The sequence below is a fragment of the Rhodopseudomonas boonkerdii genome, assembly GCF_021184025.1.
GTDB classification, from domain to species: Bacteria; Pseudomonadota; Alphaproteobacteria; order Rhizobiales; family Xanthobacteraceae; genus Tardiphaga; species Tardiphaga boonkerdii.
Genome location: NZ_CP036537.1, coordinates 4,903,196 through 4,922,929 on the forward strand (window position 1 = coordinate 4,903,196; position 19,734 = coordinate 4,922,929).

Annotated in this window: 18 protein-coding genes; 12 read left to right on the forward strand and 6 right to left on the reverse strand. The window is 62.8% G+C overall.

All coding sequences use genetic code 11. The features are described from left to right. Positions 1 to 116 precede the first annotated feature (116 nt). Positions 117 to 263, forward strand: a complete 147-nt coding sequence (locus E0H22_RS22515) for a histidine kinase (RefSeq protein WP_233023185.1) — start codon at positions 117 to 119, stop codon at positions 261 to 263. Positions 264 to 279: 16 nt separating this feature from the next. Beyond that, entirely contained in the window at positions 280 to 1,236 is a 957-nt protein-coding gene (gene xerD, locus E0H22_RS22520; RefSeq protein WP_233023186.1) for a site-specific tyrosine recombinase XerD, read from the forward strand. Positions 1,237 to 1,305: 69 nt separating this feature from the next. Here xerD and E0H22_RS22525 read toward each other — a convergent pair whose 3' ends face one another. Next, positions 1,306 to 2,055: a class I SAM-dependent methyltransferase gene (locus E0H22_RS22525; protein ID WP_233023187.1), complete on the reverse strand. Its 750-nt coding sequence runs from the start codon at positions 2,053 to 2,055 to the stop codon at positions 1,306 to 1,308. A gap of 113 nt (positions 2,056 to 2,168) precedes the next feature. Between E0H22_RS22525 and gloB the strand changes: the two genes are divergently transcribed. Both gloB and E0H22_RS22535 read left to right on the forward strand, forming a co-directional pair. Next, on the forward strand, positions 2,169 to 2,936 hold the full coding sequence (gloB, locus tag E0H22_RS22530) for a hydroxyacylglutathione hydrolase (protein ID WP_233023188.1): 768 nt from the start codon (positions 2,169 to 2,171) through the stop codon (positions 2,934 to 2,936). Between the two features lie 2 nt (positions 2,937 to 2,938). Further along, positions 2,939 to 3,358: a cupin domain-containing protein gene (locus E0H22_RS22535; protein ID WP_233026494.1), complete on the forward strand. Its 420-nt coding sequence runs from the start codon at positions 2,939 to 2,941 to the stop codon at positions 3,356 to 3,358. 8 nt (positions 3,359 to 3,366) lie between these two features. Here E0H22_RS22535 and yddG read toward each other — a convergent pair whose 3' ends face one another. The 3 genes from yddG to E0H22_RS22550 all read right to left on the reverse strand — a co-directional run bounded on the left by yddG (position 3,367) and on the right by E0H22_RS22550 (position 6,427). After that, positions 3,367 to 4,242: an aromatic amino acid exporter YddG gene (gene yddG / locus E0H22_RS22540; RefSeq protein ID WP_233023189.1), complete on the reverse strand. Its 876-nt coding sequence runs from the start codon at positions 4,240 to 4,242 to the stop codon at positions 3,367 to 3,369. Between the two features lie 104 nt (positions 4,243 to 4,346). Then, the gene (gene phbB, locus E0H22_RS22545) at positions 4,347 to 5,072 is read right to left on the reverse strand and encodes an acetoacetyl-CoA reductase (RefSeq protein WP_233023190.1); all 726 of its coding nucleotides are present in this window, start codon (positions 5,070 to 5,072) and stop codon (positions 4,347 to 4,349) included. A 176-nt stretch (positions 5,073 to 5,248) separates the two neighbouring features. Next, a complete protein-coding gene (locus E0H22_RS22550) occupies positions 5,249 to 6,427 on the reverse strand; it encodes an acetyl-CoA C-acetyltransferase (RefSeq protein WP_233023191.1) in 1,179 nt (392 codons plus the stop codon). Positions 6,428 to 6,755: 328 nt separating this feature from the next. Here E0H22_RS22550 and phaR point away from each other — a divergent pair, with 328 nt between their 5' ends. Both phaR and E0H22_RS22560 read left to right on the forward strand, forming a co-directional pair. Then, positions 6,756 to 7,349, forward strand: a complete 594-nt coding sequence (phaR, locus tag E0H22_RS22555) for a polyhydroxyalkanoate synthesis repressor PhaR (protein ID WP_233023192.1) — start codon at positions 6,756 to 6,758, stop codon at positions 7,347 to 7,349. A gap of 232 nt (positions 7,350 to 7,581) precedes the next feature. Beyond that, on the forward strand, positions 7,582 to 8,103 hold the full coding sequence (locus E0H22_RS22560; RefSeq protein ID WP_233023193.1) for a methylated-DNA--[protein]-cysteine S-methyltransferase: 522 nt from the start codon (positions 7,582 to 7,584) through the stop codon (positions 8,101 to 8,103). Positions 8,104 to 8,273: 170 nt separating this feature from the next. On the opposite strand, the gene E0H22_RS22565 is transcribed toward E0H22_RS22560, so the two are convergent. Next, on the reverse strand, positions 8,274 to 11,081 hold the full coding sequence (locus tag E0H22_RS22565; RefSeq protein WP_233026496.1) for a [protein-PII] uridylyltransferase: 2,808 nt from the start codon (positions 11,079 to 11,081) through the stop codon (positions 8,274 to 8,276). A gap of 268 nt (positions 11,082 to 11,349) precedes the next feature. Between E0H22_RS22565 and E0H22_RS22570 the strand changes: the two genes are divergently transcribed. The 5 genes from E0H22_RS22570 to E0H22_RS22590 all read left to right on the forward strand — a co-directional run bounded on the left by E0H22_RS22570 (position 11,350) and on the right by E0H22_RS22590 (position 15,447). Then, positions 11,350 to 12,324 (forward strand): aliphatic sulfonate ABC transporter substrate-binding protein, encoded by a 975-nt coding sequence (locus E0H22_RS22570; protein ID WP_233023194.1) that lies wholly within the window; start codon positions 11,350 to 11,352, stop codon positions 12,322 to 12,324. Next, on the forward strand, positions 12,324 to 13,169 hold the full coding sequence (locus E0H22_RS22575) for an ABC transporter permease (RefSeq protein WP_233023195.1): 846 nt from the start codon (positions 12,324 to 12,326) through the stop codon (positions 13,167 to 13,169). The genes E0H22_RS22570 and E0H22_RS22575 overlap by 1 nt, the downstream gene beginning before the upstream one ends. Continuing rightward, the gene (locus tag E0H22_RS22580) at positions 13,169 to 13,948 is read left to right on the forward strand and encodes an ABC transporter ATP-binding protein (protein WP_233023196.1); all 780 of its coding nucleotides are present in this window, start codon (positions 13,169 to 13,171) and stop codon (positions 13,946 to 13,948) included. Before E0H22_RS22575 ends, E0H22_RS22580 begins: the two co-directional genes overlap by 1 nt. A gap of 56 nt (positions 13,949 to 14,004) precedes the next feature. Beyond that, positions 14,005 to 14,514: an OsmC family protein gene (locus E0H22_RS22585; protein ID WP_233023197.1), complete on the forward strand. Its 510-nt coding sequence runs from the start codon at positions 14,005 to 14,007 to the stop codon at positions 14,512 to 14,514. 135 nt (positions 14,515 to 14,649) lie between these two features. Next, positions 14,650 to 15,447, forward strand: coding sequence for a hypothetical protein (locus E0H22_RS22590; RefSeq protein ID WP_233023198.1), 798 nt, complete (start codon positions 14,650 to 14,652; stop codon positions 15,445 to 15,447). Between the two features lie 120 nt (positions 15,448 to 15,567). On the opposite strand, the gene mutS is transcribed toward E0H22_RS22590, so the two are convergent. Beyond that, a complete protein-coding gene (mutS, locus tag E0H22_RS22595) occupies positions 15,568 to 18,294 on the reverse strand; it encodes a DNA mismatch repair protein MutS (protein ID WP_233023199.1) in 2,727 nt (908 codons plus the stop codon). Between the two features lie 228 nt (positions 18,295 to 18,522). On the opposite strand from mutS, the gene pcaF reads away from it, so the two are divergent. Further along, entirely contained in the window at positions 18,523 to 19,731 is a 1,209-nt protein-coding gene (gene pcaF / locus E0H22_RS22600) for a 3-oxoadipyl-CoA thiolase (protein ID WP_233023200.1), read from the forward strand. Positions 19,732 to 19,734: the final 3 nt, after the last annotated feature.

Genomic DNA, 19,734 nt, shown 5'->3' on the forward strand with positions numbered 1-19,734 from the left:
CCTGTCACCTATACTACCCCCGAAGGCAGCGTTGCCAGCACCTCGTGCAATCTGTATCCGGACATGGTCACCGCCACAGGCGGCCCGAATCGTCCTATCCGCCGAGTTCCAGATCCATGCCCAGCCTGTTCCGCTTCCTGACGGTCGTCGCGGTCGTTGGCGGTGTGATCTATGGCGCGATCTTCGCTTTGGCGAATTTCGTCAATCCAAAGCCGCGGGAGATGACCGTTACCGTCCAGCCGGACAAATTTCTCAAGAAATAGCCGCTAGGGTGTCCCCATGAGCACCCCATCCGACGCCCGCCTTTCCGCCCTGTTCCTCGATATGCTCGCCGCCGAACAGGGCGCCGGCCAGAACACGCTCGACGCCTATCGCCGCGACCTCGAGGATTTTTCCACCTTCGCCGTCCGCGCCAAGGCCAGTTTCGGAACGGCCGACACCCAGCTCCTACGCGACTATCTCGAAGATCTCGACGATCGCGGCTTCAAATCGACCACCGTTGCGCGCCGACTGTCGGCGCTGCGCCACCTGTTTCGGTTCCTCCTGAGCGAGAACATCCGCACCGACGACCCGGCGGCGATCCTATCCGGCCCCAAGCGCGGTCGCAGCCTACCGAAAGTGCTGTCGATCGCGGATGTCGATCGCATGCTGATGCAGGCCCGCAGCATGGCCCGGAACGCGGAAATGACGCTCCCGCAGCGGCTGCGTCATGCGCGGCTGTATTGCCTGCTCGAAGTCCTTTACGCCACCGGACTTCGCGTGTCCGAACTCGTTTCGCTCCCCGTTACCGCCGCCCGCCGCGATGCGCGCATGATTGTCGTGCGCGGCAAGGGCAACAAGGAACGCATGGTGCCATTGAACGAGACGGCCAAGACGGCGATGGCGGACTATCTCGTCGTGATGGCGGAGGCGCAGAAAACCCAGCCGAAGAAGAGCGCCCCATCGAAATGGCTATTCCCGTCGTTCGGCGAAAGCGGCCATCTCACCCGCCAGCACTTCGCGCGTGATCTGAAGGACCTCGCCAGCGCGGTCGGCATCGCGCCGCGCCTGGTATCGCCGCATGTGCTACGCCACGCCTTTGCCAGCCACCTGCTGCATAACGGCGCCGACCTGCGCATCGTGCAGACATTGCTAGGCCACACCGATATTTCGACGACGCAAATCTACACCCATGTGGTGGAAGAGCGGCTGAAAAGCTTGGTGCGGGACCTGCATCCGCTGGCGGAGACAAGCTGAAACGCCGCGGCGGATTTCGGCTTCCGCCGTCGCTCTTCGAGCTTTGGCGAACAAGTCACCTCATCCGCCCTACGGCTCGGAGTCTCTCCGCATGCCCGAACTCGGCACCAGCACCGGTTGCAGCGCCGGAATGAGCTTGGCCCGTTCCCGTTTCGCGGGAATAGCACGATAGACCTGCTTGCTGGCCTCGACGATGTGCAGACCGGCGAACGGCATCGACAATGCCGCGCCGACGCGTTCCCAAACCAGCGCCGAACGCAGGAACCAGCCCATGCCCACCGGCGGCATGAACAGCGCTTCGCTCCACGCCGTCGGCGTGAACCAGGTGCTGCGCAGAAGCTGGGTGATCTGCGAGCGCGAATACGGGCGGCCATGGCCGAATGGCGTCGAATCCGAGCGTGTCCACACGCCGCGGCGATTCGGGATCACCGCGATCATTTTCCCCGACGGGGCCAGAACACGCCAGACCTCGCGCAAAAGCCCTTCGGGATCGTCCGACATTTCCAGCGCATGGACGAGAATGATACGGTCCACTGCCGCATCCGGCAGCGGTAGCGACATCTCATCGACCAGCGTCGCCAGCGCCGGCTTCGCCGTCGGCCATTTCAGCACGCCCTGCGCAGCCGGCATGAAGGCGATGCAGCGCTCGGCATTTTCGCGAAACAGGCCGAGATAGGGCGTGGGATAGCCGATCCCCAGCACCCGTTGACCTTCGGCATCGGGCCAATGCGCCTTGATGCCACGATTGATCAGGCGCCGTGCCACGATGCCGAGGCGGCGGGAATAGAAATCCCGGAGATCGATAACATCAATGGTCATGCCAGTCTTCTACCATGCCGAATGCGGCGCATGCTCCTCCAATCGCGCATTGCCCGGAAAGCGTTAACGCCATATGTCAGGAGGGCTGCGTCGTTCTGAATCACGGAGAAATCATGGCCGCTGAAATTCGTGTGTTCCCCTGCCTGTCGGACAATTTCGGCTATCTGATCCACGATCCCCAGAGTCTGAAGACCGCGGCCATCGACGCCCCGGAAGCCGCACCGATCATGAAGGTGCTGCAACGCGAAGGCTGGAAGCTGACCGATATCCTGGTCACCCATCACCATGCCGACCATGTAGGCGGCATCGGCGAGTTGAAGAAGACCTATGGCTGCAAGGTGACCGCGCCGCACGATCAGGGCACCGCCATTCCGCATGTGGATGTCCGCGTCGCAGAGGGTGACACCGTACAGGTCGGCGCGCTGATGGCCCGTGTGCTGGAGACACCCGGACATACGCTCGACCATATTTGCTACGTGTTCGACAGCGAACTCGCGCTGTTCTCGGCCGATACGCTGTTCTCGGGCGGCTGCGGCCGGGTGTTCGAAGGCACCTATCCGATGATGTGGCAGTCGCTGAAGAAGCTGCGCATGTTGCCCGACGATTACCGCGTCTATTGCGGACACGAATACACCGCCTCGAACATGAAATTCTGTCTCGGTATCGATCCGAACAACGAAGCCCTGAAGAAGCGCGCAGAAGAAGTGACGCAGCTGCGCGCCGCCAACAAGCCGACGATTCCGGTGCTGCTCGGTCTCGAGAAAAAGACCAACGTCTTCCTGCGCGCCGACGATCCGGCCATCGCCGCCGCCGTCCGCCTGAAAGGCTTCAGCGAAGACGATGTGTTCGGCGAGCTGCGCGAGCGCAAGAACAAGTCGTGAGGATGCCAACAGCGGCCGAGATCATCGCGGCACTCGGCCTGCAGCCGCATCCCGAAGGCGGGCACTATCGCGAAACGTTCCGCGACACTCACACGGATGCAAACGGCCGCGCCGCCTCGACGGCGATCTATTTCCTGCTGGCAGCGGGCGAACGCTCGCACTGGCACCGTATCGATGCCGTGGAGATCTGGCACTATTACGCTGGCGCACCCCTGCTGCTGGAAATCGCTGACGACAGCGGACAGAGAGCGATCACGCTCGGCCCGGACCTCGCCGCCGGACAGCAGCCGCAAGGTCTCGTACTGCCGCACGCCTGGCAGGCCGCTTCCACGTTGGGAGAGTGGACACTGGTAGGCTGTACGGTCGCACCCGGCTTCGATTTCGCGGCGTTTGAACTCGCACCAAAAGACTGGAAGCCGTAGCCGTAGGGCTACGATTGTTTCTTCGAAAACATATCCTTCGCCGCAATCAACCCACCTCCCGCGATCAGTGCCGCAGCGATGGCGATATTTGCGCTCGCCTGTGCGAAGCCGGCAAAGATGAGAAAGCCTGTGGACAGCAGCGGCGTCGCATAGGATGCGGCACCGAGCACGCGGATATCGCCGCGCTTCATGCCGATATCCCACGTATAGAACGCCGCGCCCACCGGACCGACACCGAGCGCCATGACTGAAAGCCATTGCAGCGCCGTCTCCGGCCAGACCGTTGTCTCGATGGCGAGATGCACGATGGCAGCCAGACACGCCGTTATCAGACAGAAACCGGCCACGGCATCGGTCGGCACCGCTTTCAGCTGGCGCGACATCACCGAATAGGCCGCCCAGACGAAAGCCGCGCAGAAAGCCGCGAGCAACCCACCAGCGTGGCCGGACTGCAGACCGAGCGCGGCATTGCCCCATAACAGCAGCACCGTACCCACCAAGCCGAGCAGTGCGCCGATTACATGATGCGGGTACAGCCGCTCACCAGGCAGAAGCGACGAGAACAGCACGATCAGCAGCGGCCACAAATAGTTCAGCAACCCCGCCTCGGCCGGCGGTGCGAAGCGGAGAGCGATGAAATACAGTGCGTGATAGCCGAACAAGCCGCCAACACCGACCGCCCATGTCAGCGGCGATTGCCTGAGAGCACGCACGGCATCCGGACGCCAGATCCAGCTCAATCCTGCCGCCAGCGCGCCGATGGCAAAGGTCATGGCGGTCAATTGGAATGGCGGCATGCGCCCGCTCGCCACCGTCAACATCGACAGCAGCGACCACATGAGGATGGCGGTGAGGCCGATGAAAGTGGCGGTACGGGAGGTCATATGAGCGTGATCATCTGTAGGGTGGGCAAAGCGTAACGTGCCCCCCTCCCGAGCATCATGGCGGGCACGGCGCAAGGGCGCCTCTGACCAACCTACAGGATTCGTTACGCGTGATACTGTCCACCATTCACCGTGAGCGTCGAACCGGTAATGAAGCCGGCATCATCCGCTGCAAGGAACAGCACTGCACGCGCGATTTCCTCGGGTTCGCCCAAACGGCCAACGGGAATCAAGGGAAGGATGCTCTTCTCTAGCACGTCCTTCGGCACCGCTTGCACCATCTCGGTGTTGATGTAGCCGGGGCAGATCACGTTCACGGTGATGCCGAGCTTGGCGTTCTCGAGCGCGAGCGCCTTGGTGAAGCCGATATCACCCGCCTTGGCGGCAGAGTAGTTGACCTGGCCGAACTGGCCTTTCTGGCCGTTGATCGATGAAATGTTGATGACCCGGCCGAACTTGCGCGACCGCATGCCATCGATGACAGGCTTGGTCATGTTGAACAGCGAGCCGAGATTGGTGTTCACGACTGCATGCCAGGATTCGGGCGTCATCTTGTGAAAGGCGCCGTCTTTGGTGATGCCCGCATTGTTGATCAGCACTTCTACCGGGCCAAGGTCGGCTTCGACCTTCTTGATCCCTTCAGAGCAGGCCTCGAACGACGAGACGTCCCATTTGTAGACAGGAATGCCGGTTTCGGTCTTGAATTTCTCGGCCGCGGCGTCGTTGCCGGCATAGGTCGCGGCAACCTTGTAGCCCGCATCCTTCAACGCCTTGCTGATGGCCGCGCCAATGCCTCGTGTTCCACCGGTCACCACTGCCACGCGCGCCATGTCGTCCTCCCAAAATCAATTCTGAAATTATAGTAGCGAGTTAAGCTGGCGCTACGATGAACATCAAGAAAAAACGCCCGGCGCGTCGCGCCGGGCGTTTTGATTTGATCGACGATACAGCGTCAATCCGTGTGCAGTGCAATCGCGCCGATGTTTTCAGCGCGCGTGCCGCAGTTTTAGTCGCGTGCCACACACATCGCGATGCCCATGCCCCCGCCGATACACAGCGTGGCAAGGCCCTTCTTCGAATCACGCTTCTGCATCTCGTGCAGCAGCGTCACGAGTACGCGGGCGCCCGACGCGCCGACCGGATGGCCGATGGCGATCGCACCGCCATTGACGTTGACCTTCGAGGTATCCCAGCCGAGATCCTTGTTCACGGCACACGCCTGCGCTGCAAAAGCCTCATTGGCTTCGATCAGGTCGAGATCGTTGATCGACCAGCCAGCTTTTTTCAGCGCCGCGCGCGACGCCGGGATCGGGCCGGTGCCCATGATCTTGGGATCGACGCCAGCCTGCCCCCACGACACGATACGCGCGAGCGGAGTGAGACCTTCCTTGGCCGCCTGCTTGGCGGTCATCAGCACCACGGCGGCGGCGCCGTCGTTGATACCCGAGGCCGAACCGGCGGTAACGGTGCCTTCCTTGTCGAAAGCAGGCTTCAGCTTGGCCATGGCTTCCAATGAAGCGCCGTGACGCGGATACTCGTCGGTGTCGACGACGGTGTCGCCCTTCCGCCCCTTGATCGTCACCGGAACGATCTCATCCTTGAACTTGCCAGCTTTCTGGGCGGCTTCCGCCTTCTGTTGCGACGCAACGGCGAACTCGTCCTGCTGCTGGCGGGTGATCTGGAACTGCTTCGCCACGTTCTCGGCGGTGTTACCCATGTGATAGCCGTTGAAGGCATCCCACAGACCGTCCTTGATCATGGTGTCGACCAGTTCCGTCGAGCCCATCTTCACGCCACCGCGCAGATACTGCGCATGCGGGGCCATGCTCATGGACTCCTGGCCACCGGCGACGACGATGTCGCTATCGCCATTCATCAGCGCCTGATAGCCGAGCGCGACGGTACGCAGGCCCGAGCCGCACAGCATGTTGACGCCCCAGGCCGAGGTCTCGACCGGAAGACCGGCCGCGATCGCTGCTTGTCGCGCCGGGTTCTGGCCCTGCGCCGCAGTGAGAATCTGGCCCATGATCACTTCGGAGACGCGGGCAGGATCGAGCTTGGCGCGCTCGAGCGCGGCCTTGATGGCGACAGCGCCGAGATCATGCGCCGGCGTGGTTGCGAAAGCACCGTTGAAGCTTCCGACCGGTGTGCGGGCGGCGCTGACGATGACGACATCGTCTGACATGGACATCTCCTGTTTTTGTTTTGAAGTGGGCTTGTTCGACTTTCATCGCGCCGAAACGGCTGACGCCGCCTGGCACGTATCCTCTTAAACCTCGCATCGATGTGTCAATTGGACCTGCGGCCATTTCCGACCGCAGCGCACCAAAATTGGCACCAATGTCGCATTGCATAGCACAATCATGCCGTCATTTTAACCGTGACGCACAAAACGGTAGCCGAGCCACTTTGAAAGTGCTTACTTTATTGCATTGCGTTGTTCGACCACCCCATCGATTGGCCTTTTTGGCGCATTGCCGAAAGGTTTCCCGTCACCGGTAGGTAAGTGAGCCATGGCGAAAACAGATCAACCGACCACCATCAAGAAATATGCGAACCGCCGGCTCTATAATACCGGAACGAGTACATATGTGACGCTGGAAGACCTCGCCGCGATGGTGAAGGATGGCGAGGATTTCCTCGTCTACGACGCCAAGACCGGTGACGACATCACCCGGCAGGTGCTCGCACAGATCATCTTTGAACAGGAGAACAAGGCCGGCCAGAACCTGCTGCCGACCACGTTCCTGCGCCAACTGATCCGCTTCTACGGTGACAGCATGCAGATGGTGGTACCGAAATATCTCGAACAGTCGATTGATTCGCTCACGCGCGAGCAGGAGAAATTCCGCAAGCAGATGACGAGCACCTTCGGCATGACACCTTTCGCGCCGCTGGAAGAAACGGTTCGCCGCAACATGGAGCTGTTCCAGCAGACTTTCTCAATGTTCAAACCGTTCGTGCCGCCGCGTCCCGGCGCCGCAGAGCCGGACAAGGCCCCTGAGCCGACTTCGAGTGGAAGCGACAATATCGAAGACCTGCGCCGCCAGATGAAGGACATGCAGGACCGCCTCGAACGCATGTCGCACGAGCCGAAGAGCGAGTAAGATTCTCAGCCCCTCATGGTGAAGAGGCGCGACTTGTCCGCCGTAGCTCGAAGAGCGAAGGCGGAAGCGCCGTCTCGAACCATGAGATGGCCTGGCTCTCGTCTCGCCGCCATCCTTCGAGGCGCGGCTCCGCATCTCCTCAGGATGAGGGTCTGAGATTTTCTCGGAAATCGGAATGCAGCGCCGACCGTGGCACACTACGGTCGGCGTTTTCATGTGATGAGCGCCCCCCATGGCAAAGCCCGCGACACCACTTCATCTCGACCGACTGGACACGCCGATTGGCACGGCATTGCTGGTGACGAGTGCCGATGGCACGCTGTGCGCACTTGACTGGACAGATTACGAAGAACGCCTAAACACCTCGCTGCGCCGCTATCTCGATGCAGCACTTCTCGTCGATGCACCAGCTCCCAAATCGATTCGTCGGGCGTTAACACGCTATTTCGGCGGCGAGCTCAATCAGCTCGACGCGATCCCTTGCCACATCCCGGGTACGCCATTTCAGAGCAATGTGTGGACTGCACTGCGCAAGATCCCCGCCGGCACGACGCTCAGCTATGGCGCCCTCGCCGCACAGCTGGGCTCACCCACAGCGATGCGCGCCGTTGGTCATGCCAATGGGTCGAATCCCCTCAGCGTGGTTGTCCCCTGTCATCGCCTGATCGGCGCCAATGGCGCATTGACCGGCTATGGCGGCGGGATCGAACGCAAGCGTTGGCTGCTGCGGCATGAGGGCGTGGAGGTCGCCTAACACTCAGTCCCTCCCGCCTGAACGCAGTTGCGTTCAGGCTGAGGTGAGGAGGCCTAGCGGCGCAATTGCGCCGCTGACAGCGCCATCTCGAACCATGAAATCGCGAAGCTCCGGCGCTTGGCGCCATCCTTCGAGATGCCGCTACGCGGCTCCTCAGGATGAGGGTGGAGTTACGCCGCCGGTTTCTCCGCGACCTCGTTATTCGCCAGCAGATGGATCAGCGCCCGCTTGATGGCAGCCTGGCGCGTCGGTGCCGTGATCTGCGCACCGAGCAGGTCGGTGACATAGAACACGTCACGCGCGCGCTCGCCGAAGGTGGCCACATGCGCTGAGGCGATGTTGAGATTCAGTTTCGAGATCGCCGTGGTGAGCTGATACAGCAGGCCCGGACGGTCGAGGCCGGAGACCTCGATCACCGTATAGCGATCCGACCACTGATTGTTGACGATCACTTCCGGCTCGACAGTAAAAGCCTTCAGCTTCGCCTTATTGGAGGAGCTCGACGACGCGCGTTTCGCTACCGTCTCCGGCAAACGTAACTTGCCCTCGAGCACATCCTCGATCATGTCGCCAATCCGTGTCGCGCGGCGGCCTTCGTCGTCGTCCCGGTCATACTCGCGCGAGATCGCAATCGTGTCGAGCGCACGCCCGTCGGTGGTCGTATAGATTTGCGCATCGACGATATTCGCTCCGGCTGCAGCACAGGCGCCGGCGATGATCGACAGCAGCCAGGGGTGGTCGACGGCAAGGATCGTAAGTTCGGTGACCCCGCGCGCCTCGTCGAAGCCGACATTGATCGCCAGCTTGTGGCCGGCCTGTTCGCTCGCCTGCAGAAAACGCGCGTGACGTATCTTGCGCTCCAGATCGACCTTAAGCCAGTAAGCCGGATAGTGCCGCGCGATATAGGCATTGAGCTGCTGCTCCGGCCATTCGGTGAAGGCACGACGGAATTCGGCCTGCGCTGCGGCAATACGCTGGGCGCGATTCACTTCGGAGAAGCCGCCGGTGAGCACCGGTTCGGTCTCGTAATACAACGTGCGCAAGAGCTGCGCCTTCCAGCCGTTCCATACACCCGGCCCGACGCCGCGAATATCGGCGGTGGTCAGGATCGTCAGCAGCTTCATCTGCTCGACAGATTGCACCACGGCGGCGAAATTCTCGATGGTCTTGGCGTCCGATAGGTCGCGCGACTGCGCCACCGTGGACATTGTGAGATGTTCCTCGATCAGCCACGCCACCAGATCCGTATCGGCAGCGTTGAAACCGAGCCGAGGACACAGCCGCCGCGCCACTTTGGCGCCCGCAATGGAGTGATCCTCCGGCCGCCCCTTGGCGATGTCATGCAGCAGCACGGTGATGTAGATCACCGCGCGATGTTCGGGCCGGATTTTGCGCATCAGATCGCTGGCGAGCACAAACTCCTCGTTACCGCCACGCTCGATCTCCTGAAGGATGCCGATGCAGCGGATCAGATGCTCATCGACCGTATAGTGATGATACATGTTGAACTGCATCATCGAGACAATGCGGCCGAACGCACGGATGAAGTGGCCGAGCACGCCGGTCTCGTTCATCCGCCGCAGCACCGTCTCGGCATTGTCCGAGGTCAGGATCTCCATGAAGATCTTGTTAGCCTCGGGGTCTTCCCGCATCTCGCGAGTGATCAACCGCAACGAGCGTGTCGCGGTGCGCATCGCATCGGGATGGAACGCCAGATTGTTCTTCTGCGCCAGACGAAAGAACCGCATCAGATTGACCGGATCTTCCTTGAAGACATCGGGTGCGGCCAGATTGATGCGGTTGTTGTCGACGATGAAGACGTCGCTGCCGGGAACACGACGGCGTTTGTTGTCGGGCCGCAGCTTGGCCATCATCCGCGTCAGCGCCGGCGCCGGCTTGGCCTGCTGGTCTTCCAGCTTGGCGCACAGGATCGCGGTGAGGTCACCGACCTCCTTCGCAATCAGGAAGTAGTGCTTCATGAAGCGCTCGACGTCCTGCATGCCGGGATGCGAGGTATAGCCGAGGCGCACAGCGATCTCGCGCTGCAAATCGAACGACAGCCGCTCTTCCGGCCGCTTGGTCAGGAAGTGGATGTTGCAGCGGACCGACCACAGGAAATCCTCGCATCGCCTGAAGGTGCGATATTCCTGCGCATCGAACACGCCGCGCGCCACCAGCTCCTTGCTGTCGCGCACGCGGTAGACATATTTCGCGATCCAGAACACCGTATGCAGGTCGCGTAGGCCGCCCTTGCCGTCCTTGACGTTCGGCTCGACCAGATAGCGCGACTGGCCGCCGCGGCGATGCCGTTCCTCGCGCTCGGCGAGCTTCGCTGCAACGAATTCGGCCGCGGTGCCCTGCACCACCTCTTCATCGAAACGCTTGACCAGTTCTTCGTAGAGCTCTTTGTCTCCGGCGAGGAAGCGCGTCTCCAGGATCGCCGTACGGATGGTCATGTCGCCGCGCGCCTGGCGGATCGATTCATCCACCGAGCGGGTGGCGTGGCCGACCTTGAGCCCCATGTCCCACAGACAATAGAGAATGACCTCGGCGACCTGCTCGCCCCAGGCGGTCTGCTTGTAGGGAAGGATGAACAGGAGATCGATATCGGACTCCGGTGCCATCAAGCCGCGGCCGTAGCCACCGGTGGAAACCACCGACATGCGCTCTCCGCTCGATGGCAACGGAGAGTAATAGAGATGCTTGGTCGCTGCGTTGAACAACAGGCGGATGATATCGTCCTGCACGTCGCAGAGCCGCTCAGCGCAGCGCCTGCCGTGACGGTCCTTCAGCAACGCCGCCTCGGCCGCTTCACGCGCGGTCATCAGTTCGGCCTTGAGCAGCCTGGCGAGCGCAGCGCGAAACAGATCACTCTTGCCGCGGTGCTCCGCAGCAAGCGCATCGATCTCGGCGGCAATCCGCGCGGTATCGAATTCGATGTCGGGAGCCGTCCCGATCTTCAGCACAGCACTGTCCATAGGCATCCCGGATATCGGACGGCGCAAGCGCTGTCACGGTGATTGTGACCCAACAGTTAGTTCATGCTGCCGTTTGCGCAATCGAAGAAACGACATCCTCAAAGCGAGCGCCTTGGCGCGCGATATCTTCTCGTTGACGAAACCGCATAAGCAATTGAAATTAAACAGAGTTTTTGCGTCGCAACGCGATGGTGTCCAGCCGCTTCCGGCGCGTTGGACGAAGCTTGTCGGCGCGCAAGAACGCATGTCATTTCATGGGGAGATTCGAATGTTCAGCCTATCACGGCGCGCGGCCGCCGGTCTGATTGCCGGCGCAGCGTTGCTGCCTGCCACCGCCTTCGCCGCCGACCCGCTCAAGGAGATCCGGCTCGACTGGGCGACCTATAATCCGGTCTCGATCATCCTCAAGCAGAACGGCCTCCTAGAAAAGGAATTCGCCAAGGACGGCATCAAGATCACCTGGGTGCAGTCGGCCGGCTCCAACAAGGCGCTCGAATTCCTCAATGCCGGCTCGATCGATTTTGGCTCGACCGCCGGATCCGCCGCACTGGTCGCCAAAATCAACGGCAACCCGATCAAGTCTGTCTATGTCTATTCGCGGCCGGAGTGGACCGCGCTGGTGACGACAAAGGACTCCAAGATCGCCTCCGTCGCCGATCTCAAGGGCAAGCGCGTCGCAGTGACCCGTGGCACCGACCCGCACATCTTCCTGGTCCGCGCACTGCTCGATGCCAAACTCACCGACAAGGACATCACCCCGGTGCTGCTGCAGCACGCCGATGGCAAGGCTGCGTTGATCCGCGGCGATGTCGATGCCTGGGCCGGGCTCGATCCGATGATGGCGCAGGCCGAAGTCGAGGACGGCGCAAAGCTGTTCTTCCGCAAACCCGAGGCCAATACCTGGGGTATCCTGAATGTTCGCGAACAGTTTTTGAAAGACTATCCGGATGCCGCCCGCCGCGTGCTCGCGGTCTATGAAGACGCGCGAAAGTATTCGCTGGAGAATTATCCGGAGCTGAAGAAGGCCTTTATCGGCGTCACCAAGCTGCCCGAGGCCGTGGTCGACAAGCAGCTCAAGGAGCGCACCGAGCTCACCCATAGCCGCATCGGCGCACCGCAGCGCGAATCGATCCTCGCGGCGGGCCTCGCTCTGCAGCAGGCGGGCGTGATCGACGCGAAAGTCGACGTGAAGGCAACGGTGAACGCCCTGATCGACGACCAGATCCCGCTGCCGAAGAGCTGATGAGCATCGCCCTCGATACGCCAGCGCCGGTGGCAGAAGCCCCGGCACTGCAGGCGACGACCGGACGCTGGCAGCGCTTCGCGCGGCCGGCGCTCGGCATTGTATTGCCCTTCACCCTCGCGCTCGCATGGGAGGCCGCGGTCCGGGCTGGCTGGTCGAACGGCCGGCTGGTGCCACCGCCGTCGCGTGTCATCGCCACCATCGCCGAACTCGCGCAAAGCGGCGAACTCTGGAAACACATCACTACCACACTCATTCGCGTTGCAGCCGGTTTCGGCTTCGGCGTTGTCGCGGGCACACTGCTCGGCGCCATTTCAGGCTATTGGGGCATCGCACGCCGGCTGCTCGATCCCACCGTGCAGGCCCTGCGCGCCATTCCTTCGATCGCCTGGGTGCCACTGTTCATCCTGTGGCTCGGCATCTTCGAGACATCCAAAGTCGCGCTGATCGCAGTCGGCGTGTTCTTCCCTGTCTATCTCGGCGTGATGGGCGCCATTCTCTCGGTCGATCGCAAGATCGTCGAGGTTGGCCGCACCTTCCGCCTGTCTGGCCCGGCCATGATCCGCCGTATCTTGCTGCCTGCCGTGCTGCCGGCCTATGTGGTGGCGCTGCGCGTCGGCCTTGGTCTCGGCTGGATGTTTGTGGTCGCCGCGGAATTCATGGGCGCTTCCGAAGGACTTGGCTATCTCTTGATCGACGGCCAGCAGCTCGGCAAGCCCGCACAGATCCTCGCCGCCATCACCATCTTCGCCCTGCTCGGCAAGACCACCGACTGGCTGATCGAACGCCTCACCGCGCCGCTGCTGCGCTGGCAGGATGCGTTCCGGCCGGGCGGAGACACCTGATGCTCACCCTCGACAAGGTCGACAAGACCTATCCCAATGGCGTCCATGCCCTGGAGCGCTTCAGCGCCCGCATCCAGCAGGGCGAGATCATCGCCATCATCGGTGGCTCCGGCTGCGGCAAGTCCACGCTGCTGCGCGCCATTGCCGGCCTCGATCGGGCCTCGTCCGGCACGATCCGCATCGACGATATCGACATCACCGCGCCGCATGAGAAGATCGGCATCATCTTCCAGGAACCGCGGCTGCTGCCCTGGCTCAATGTCGCTGACAATATCGGCTTCGGCCTCGCCGATCTTCCCGCCACCACACGGCGGGAACGGGTTGAACAGGCGTTGTCACGTGTCGGCTTGCCCGATAAGGCCAAGGCCTGGCCACGCGAACTCTCCGGCGGGCAAGCGCAACGCGTCGCTATCGCCCGCTCGCTGGTGCCGCAGCCCGAAGTGCTGCTACTCGACGAGCCGTTTTCTGCCCTCGACGCCTTCACGCGCCGCGACCTTCAGGACCACCTGCTGGACCTGTGGGCTGACACGCGGCCGACGCTGATCCTCGTCACCCATGACGTGGACGAAGCCGTCGTGCTGGCCGATCGCGTGCTGGTGATGCGACCGCGACCGGGCCGTCTGTTCGCCGAGATCGATGTCAGCCTCGCCCGCCCGCGTGACCGCGCATCTCCGCTGTTCGATGCGGTGAAGAAACGCGTGCTCACCGCGCTCGATCGTTCGCTCGATCGCGACGTGCCGGATCACGCACCTGCCGAGGCTGTCGGCGCCTGGTGGTGACATCGCGCCGACACGCGACTACAAGCTGCAACTAACAAAACTCAGGGAGAGCCATCATGGACGCCGCCACGCTTCGCGCCACCCAGGCACCGATCAAGGAACGCTACAAGACCGATCCCAAAGCGGCTTTCATCACGCTGAAGGCCAAGGGCTCGATCGACAATGACGGCATCGCCTGCAAGGTCGAGACCGGTCGGCAGATCGCGGCCGCCGGCCTGCATCCGGCAACGGGCGGCTCCGGCCTTGAACTCTGTTCCGGCGACATGCTGCTGGAAGCGCTGGTCGCCTGCGCCGGTGTCACCCTGAAATCCGTCGCCACCGCCGTCGAGATCCCGCTGAAGTCCGGCAACGTTATCGCCGAAGGCGATCTCGATTTTCGCGGCACGCTCGGCGTCGACAAGGAAGCCCCGGTCGGCTTCGCCGAAATCCGCCTGCGTTTCGATGTCGAGACCGAAGCACCACAGGACAAGCTCGATCTCCTGCTCAAGCTCACCGAGCGCTATTGCGTCGTCTATCAGACCATCAAGAATGGCCCGAAGGTTTCAGTGACGCTCAATCGGGTCTGACAACCCTGTTCCGTCATGGCCGGCCCCGTGGTCCGGCTCCGCCGGCACGAGCGCAAGGCTTGCCCGGCCATCCACGTCTGGTTACACGACATGATGTGGATGCCCGGCTGCCGGGCATGACAAGAAGAACAACAAATGTCCGCCGACGTCGCCTTCATAGCCGTTCTGATCTTGCGCATGGCGATCACCGCCGCCTTCGTGATCTCTGCCTCCATTATTACCGAACGCTCAGGTCCTGCGATCGGCGCGTTGGTGGCAACGCTGCCGATCTCGGCCGGCCCGTCCTATGTCTTTCTCGCCATGGATCACGACGCCGCCTTCATCGCGCAGGGCGCGCTGGCGAGCCTGCCGATCAACGCGGCGACCATGTTTCTCGGTCTCACCTATATTTTCCTCGCCCAGCGCAACAATGTCGTCATCAGCCTCGGTTGCGCGGTCATCGTCTGGTTCGCACTGGCCATGCTGATAAGGATGATCGACTGGACGCTTTTCGGTGGGATCGCGGTCAATGTCGCCACCTTCGCGATCTGTCTGCCGCTGATGGCGCGGTTTCGCCATGCCGGGATGCCGCTGATCACCCGCCGCTGGTATGACATCCCACTGCGCGCCGCCCTTGTCGCCACGCTGGTCGGCGCCGTCGTCACCCTCTCCGCCACCATCGGCCCGACCGGCAGCGGCATTCTCGCGCTCTATCCGATTGTCTTCACCAGCCTGATGCTGATCCTGCACCCGCGCATCGGCGGCCCGCCCACTGCCGCCGTGATCGCCAATGGCGGCTGGGGTCTGATGGGCTTTGGCATTGCTGTCGCTGCCATGCATCTGCTGGCGTTGCGTTACGGTTCGGCAATTGCCTTGAGCACAGCGCTGCTGATCTGCATGGCGTGGAATCTCGGCCTTTGGTCATGGGGCCGGAGAAAAGCGCGTTACGTCTGAGACCCTCATGGTGAGGAGCGCGTCTTCGCGCGTCTCGAACCATGAGTTGTTTTGCGCAGGAGCTTGCGGCCATGCTTCGAGACGCGGGTCAAAGATGACCGCTCCTCAGGATGAGGACTGTTATTGTTTCGGCAGTTTCGCCTTGAGGGCATAGAGCGCATCCAGCGCCTCGCGCGGCGACATCTCGTCGGGATGCAGCGCCTTCACGGCTTCCATCAGAAGATCGGCCTCGCTCGGCGGCCGCTCTTCTTCCGGCGCGCGCGAGGTGATGGCGAAGAGCGGCAGGTCGTCGACCAGCACCTTGGCGCCCTGGCCGCGATCCTGCGCCTCGAGTTTTGCCAGCACTGCTTTCGCGCGTGAGATCACCGCCGGTGGCAGACCGGCGAGTTTCGCCACCTGAATGCCATAGGAGCGGTCGGCCGAGCCCGGCAGCACCTCGTGCAGGAACACGACGTCGCCGTGCCATTCCTTCACCCGCACCGTGGCATTGAACAGCCGCGGCAGCTTGGTCGCAAGCTGCGTGAGCTCGTGATAATGGGTCGCAAACAGCGCGCGGCACTTATTGCTCTCATGCAGATGCTCGATCGCCGCCCAGGCGATCGACAGGCCGTCGAACGTCGCCGTACCGCGGCCGATCTCGTCGAGGATCACCAGCGCGCGCTCGGTGGCCTGATTGAGGATGACGGCGGTCTCCACCATCTCGACCATGAAGGTCGAACGCCCGCGGGCAAGATCGTCGGCTGCGCCGACGCGCGAGAACAGGCGATCGACGATGCCGATCCGCGCTCGCGATGCCGGCACGAAACTGCCGATCTGCGCCAGCAGTGCAATCAGCGCGTTCTGGCGCAGAAAGGTCGATTTACCGGCCATGTTCGGACCAGTGATCAGCCAGATCTGCCCGGACTTCTGACCCGGCCCCGGCGACAGATCGCTGGCATTGGCGATAAAAGGCTGGCCATCGCGGCGCAACGCTTGCTCGACCACTGGATGGCGCCCGCCCTCGATGGCGAAGAGCAGGGAGTCGTCCACTTCGGGGCGGACATAATTGTCATCGACCGCGAGCTTCGCCAGCGCCGTCGCCACATCGAGCTGCGCGAAAGCATGCGACGCCGCATAGAGGTCATCGGAATCCTCCGCAACCATGCCCGCCAGTCGCTCGAAGATTTCCAGCTCCAGCCCGAGCGCGCGGTCGCCGGCATTGGCGATCTTGGCTTCGATCTCGCCGAGCTCCGACGTCGTGAAGCGCACTTGTCCGGCCAGCGTCTGGCGATGGATGAAGGTCGCATTCAGCGGCGGCGCCATCAGCTTGTCGCCATGCTGCGCAGTGACCTCGACGAAATAGCCGAGCACATTGTTGTGCCGGATCTTCAGTGCCTTGACGCCGGTGTCATCGGCATAGCGGGCCTGCATCGATGCCACAACCAGCCGCGAAGCATCACGCAGATTGCGCGTCTCGTCGAGCACGGGCTCGAAACCCTCGCGGACGAAGCCGCCGTCACGCTTCATCAATGGCAGGTCGTCATCGAGCGCGCGGGCAAAGGTCGCAGCCAGTTCACGCGACGGGCGGCGCAGGCCAGTCACCGCCGCGGCGATCTCTGCCGGCGGATTCTCGACGGCACTCAGCCGATCCAGCACCTGATCCGCCGCGAATACGCCATCGCGGATACAAGCCAGATCGCGCGGCCCGCCGCGGCCGACCAACAGCCGCGCCAGCGCGCGCGACATGTCCGGCGCGATCTTCAATGCCGAACGCAGATCGTCGCGCAGACCGCTATCAGCGACGAAAGTCGCGACGGCATCATGGCGGCGCGCAATACCGGCAACATCGGTCAGCGGCGCGGCAAGCCGCTGCGCCAGCAGGCGGGAGCCGGCCGCCGTCACGGTGCAATCGATCGCATCCAGCAGCGAGCCCTTGCGCTCGCCGCCGAGCGTGCGCGTCAGTTCGAGATTGGCGCGGGTGGCCGGATCGATCGCCATCGTCGTACCGACCACTTCCCGCGTCGGCGGCGACAGCGGGATGCGCTTGCCGATCTGGGTGCGCTCCACATAAGTAACGCAAGCCGCGGCCGCCGTGGCCTCCAGCCGCGACATCGCGCTGAGGCCATCCATGGTGGCGACGGCGAAATAGTCGCACAGGCGGCGTTCGGCAGTGGCGCCGTCGAACACGTCGCGGGTCAGCGGCGTGACGGCCGGGAGTTCGCGCAGGAGCTGGCTAAGATCGGGATCGCTGTAGAGCGCATCCGTGACGATCACTTCATTGGGATTGATACGCGCAAGCGTCGCACCGAGTTCGCCGGTCGCACATTCGGTGACGATGAACTCCGCCGTGGAAATATCGATCCAGGCGAGGCCGATGCGATCTCCTCCGCTCGATCCCTTCGCCCGCGCGATCGCCATCAGATAATTGTTGGCGCGCGCATCCAGCAGGTTCTCTTCGGTCAGCGTGCCCGGCGTCACCACGCGAACGACGTCACGGCGCACCACGCTCTTGCTGCCGCGCTTCTTCGCCTCGGCCGGATCCTCCATCTGCTCGCACACGGCGACGCGGATGCCGAGCCCAATCAGCCGGTGTAGATACTCGTCGGCGCGCACCACCGGCACGCCGCACATGGGGATATCCATGCCCTGATGCTTGCCGCGCTTGGTCAGCACGATGCCGAGGGAACGCGAGGCCAGTTCGGCGTCCTCGAAGAAGATCTCATAGAAATCGCCCATCCGATAGAACAGCAAGAGACCCGGATTGGCGGCCTTGATCTCGAGATATTGCTGCATCATCGGCGACACCTTGGTGTCGTCCGTGGCGGGCGCGGGCGGTTCCGGGGCGGCAATGGTCTGCTGGATCGTCATGGCGGCGGACGCTACCAATTTCGCCCGGCTGATCCCATCCGCAGCGGCGTGAAAGCCGACGTTTTCCCCACCGCAGCGCCCGGTTGACAAGTCAACCGTAGACCCCTATTCGACAATCCGGGTGTGCATTCCAAGCCGGCAGCCATGATTTGACCGGGTCGGCGGGCCTACATAAGAAACACCGCGAAAATCCGGCAAACGCGCGGATGCAGCCCAGGAGGAAGACTTATGAGCGATGTGTTTATCTGCGACGCCGTGCGCACCCCGATCGGCCGTTTTGGCGGCTCGCTCGCGAAAGTCCGCGCCGACGACCTCGCTGCCGCTCCGATCAAGGCGCTGAAAGAGCGCAATCCGAACGTCAAATGGGACGAGATCGACGAGGTTTTCTTCGGCTGCGCCAACCAGGCCGGTGAAGACAACCGCAACGTTGCCCGCATGGCCGCGCTGCTCGCCGGCCTGCCGGAAACCGTTCCCGGCCAGACCCTCAACCGCCTTTGCGCGTCCGGCCTCGACGCCGTCGGTGCCGGCGCCCGCGCCATCCGCGCCGGCGAGATCGATTTCGCCATTGCCGGCGGCGTCGAATCTATGACTCGCGCGCCGTTCGTGCAGGGCAAGGCGCAGGAAGCCTTCTCCCGCCAGTCGGAAATTTTCGACACCACCATCGGCTGGCGCTTCATCAACCCGCTGATGAAGGCGCAGTATGGCGTCGATGCGATGCCGGAGACCGGCGAGAATGTCGCACAGGATTTCCAGATCTCGCGCGCCGACCAGGACGCCTTCGCCATCAACTCGCAGCAGCGCGCCGGCAAGGCGATCGCTACCGGCTACTTCGCCGAAGAAATCATCGCGGTGCAGGCGCCGGGCGGCAAGGCCGGTCCGATCACCGTGGACAAGGACGAGCATCCGCGCCCGGAAACCACGCTGGAAGGTCTGTCCAAGCTGAAGCCGATCGTGCGCAAGGACGGCACCGTCACCGCCGGCAATGCTTCGGGTGTTAATGACGGAGCCGCCGCGATGATCCTCGCCTCCGCCAAGGCCGTCGCGAAATATGGCCTCACCCCGCGTGCCCGCATTCTCGGCCTCGCTTCGGCGGGCGTCGCCCCGCGCATCATGGGCATCGGCCCGGTGCCGGCGACGCAGAAGCTGATGGAGCGCCTCGGTCTCAAGATCAGCGACTTCGATCTCATCGAGCTCAACGAAGCTTTTGCCTCGCAGGGCATCGCGGTGCTGCGCCAGCTCGGCGTCAAGGAAGATGCTGATTTCGTGAACCCGCATGGCGGCGCCATCGCGCTCGGCCATCCGCTCGGCATGAGCGGCGCCCGCCTCGCGCTGACCGCTGTGCACGGCATGGAGAAACGCGGTGGCAAGCTCGCGCTCGCCACCATGTGCGTCGGCGTCGGCCAGGGCGTCGCCATGGCGATCGAGAAGCTGAACTGAGAC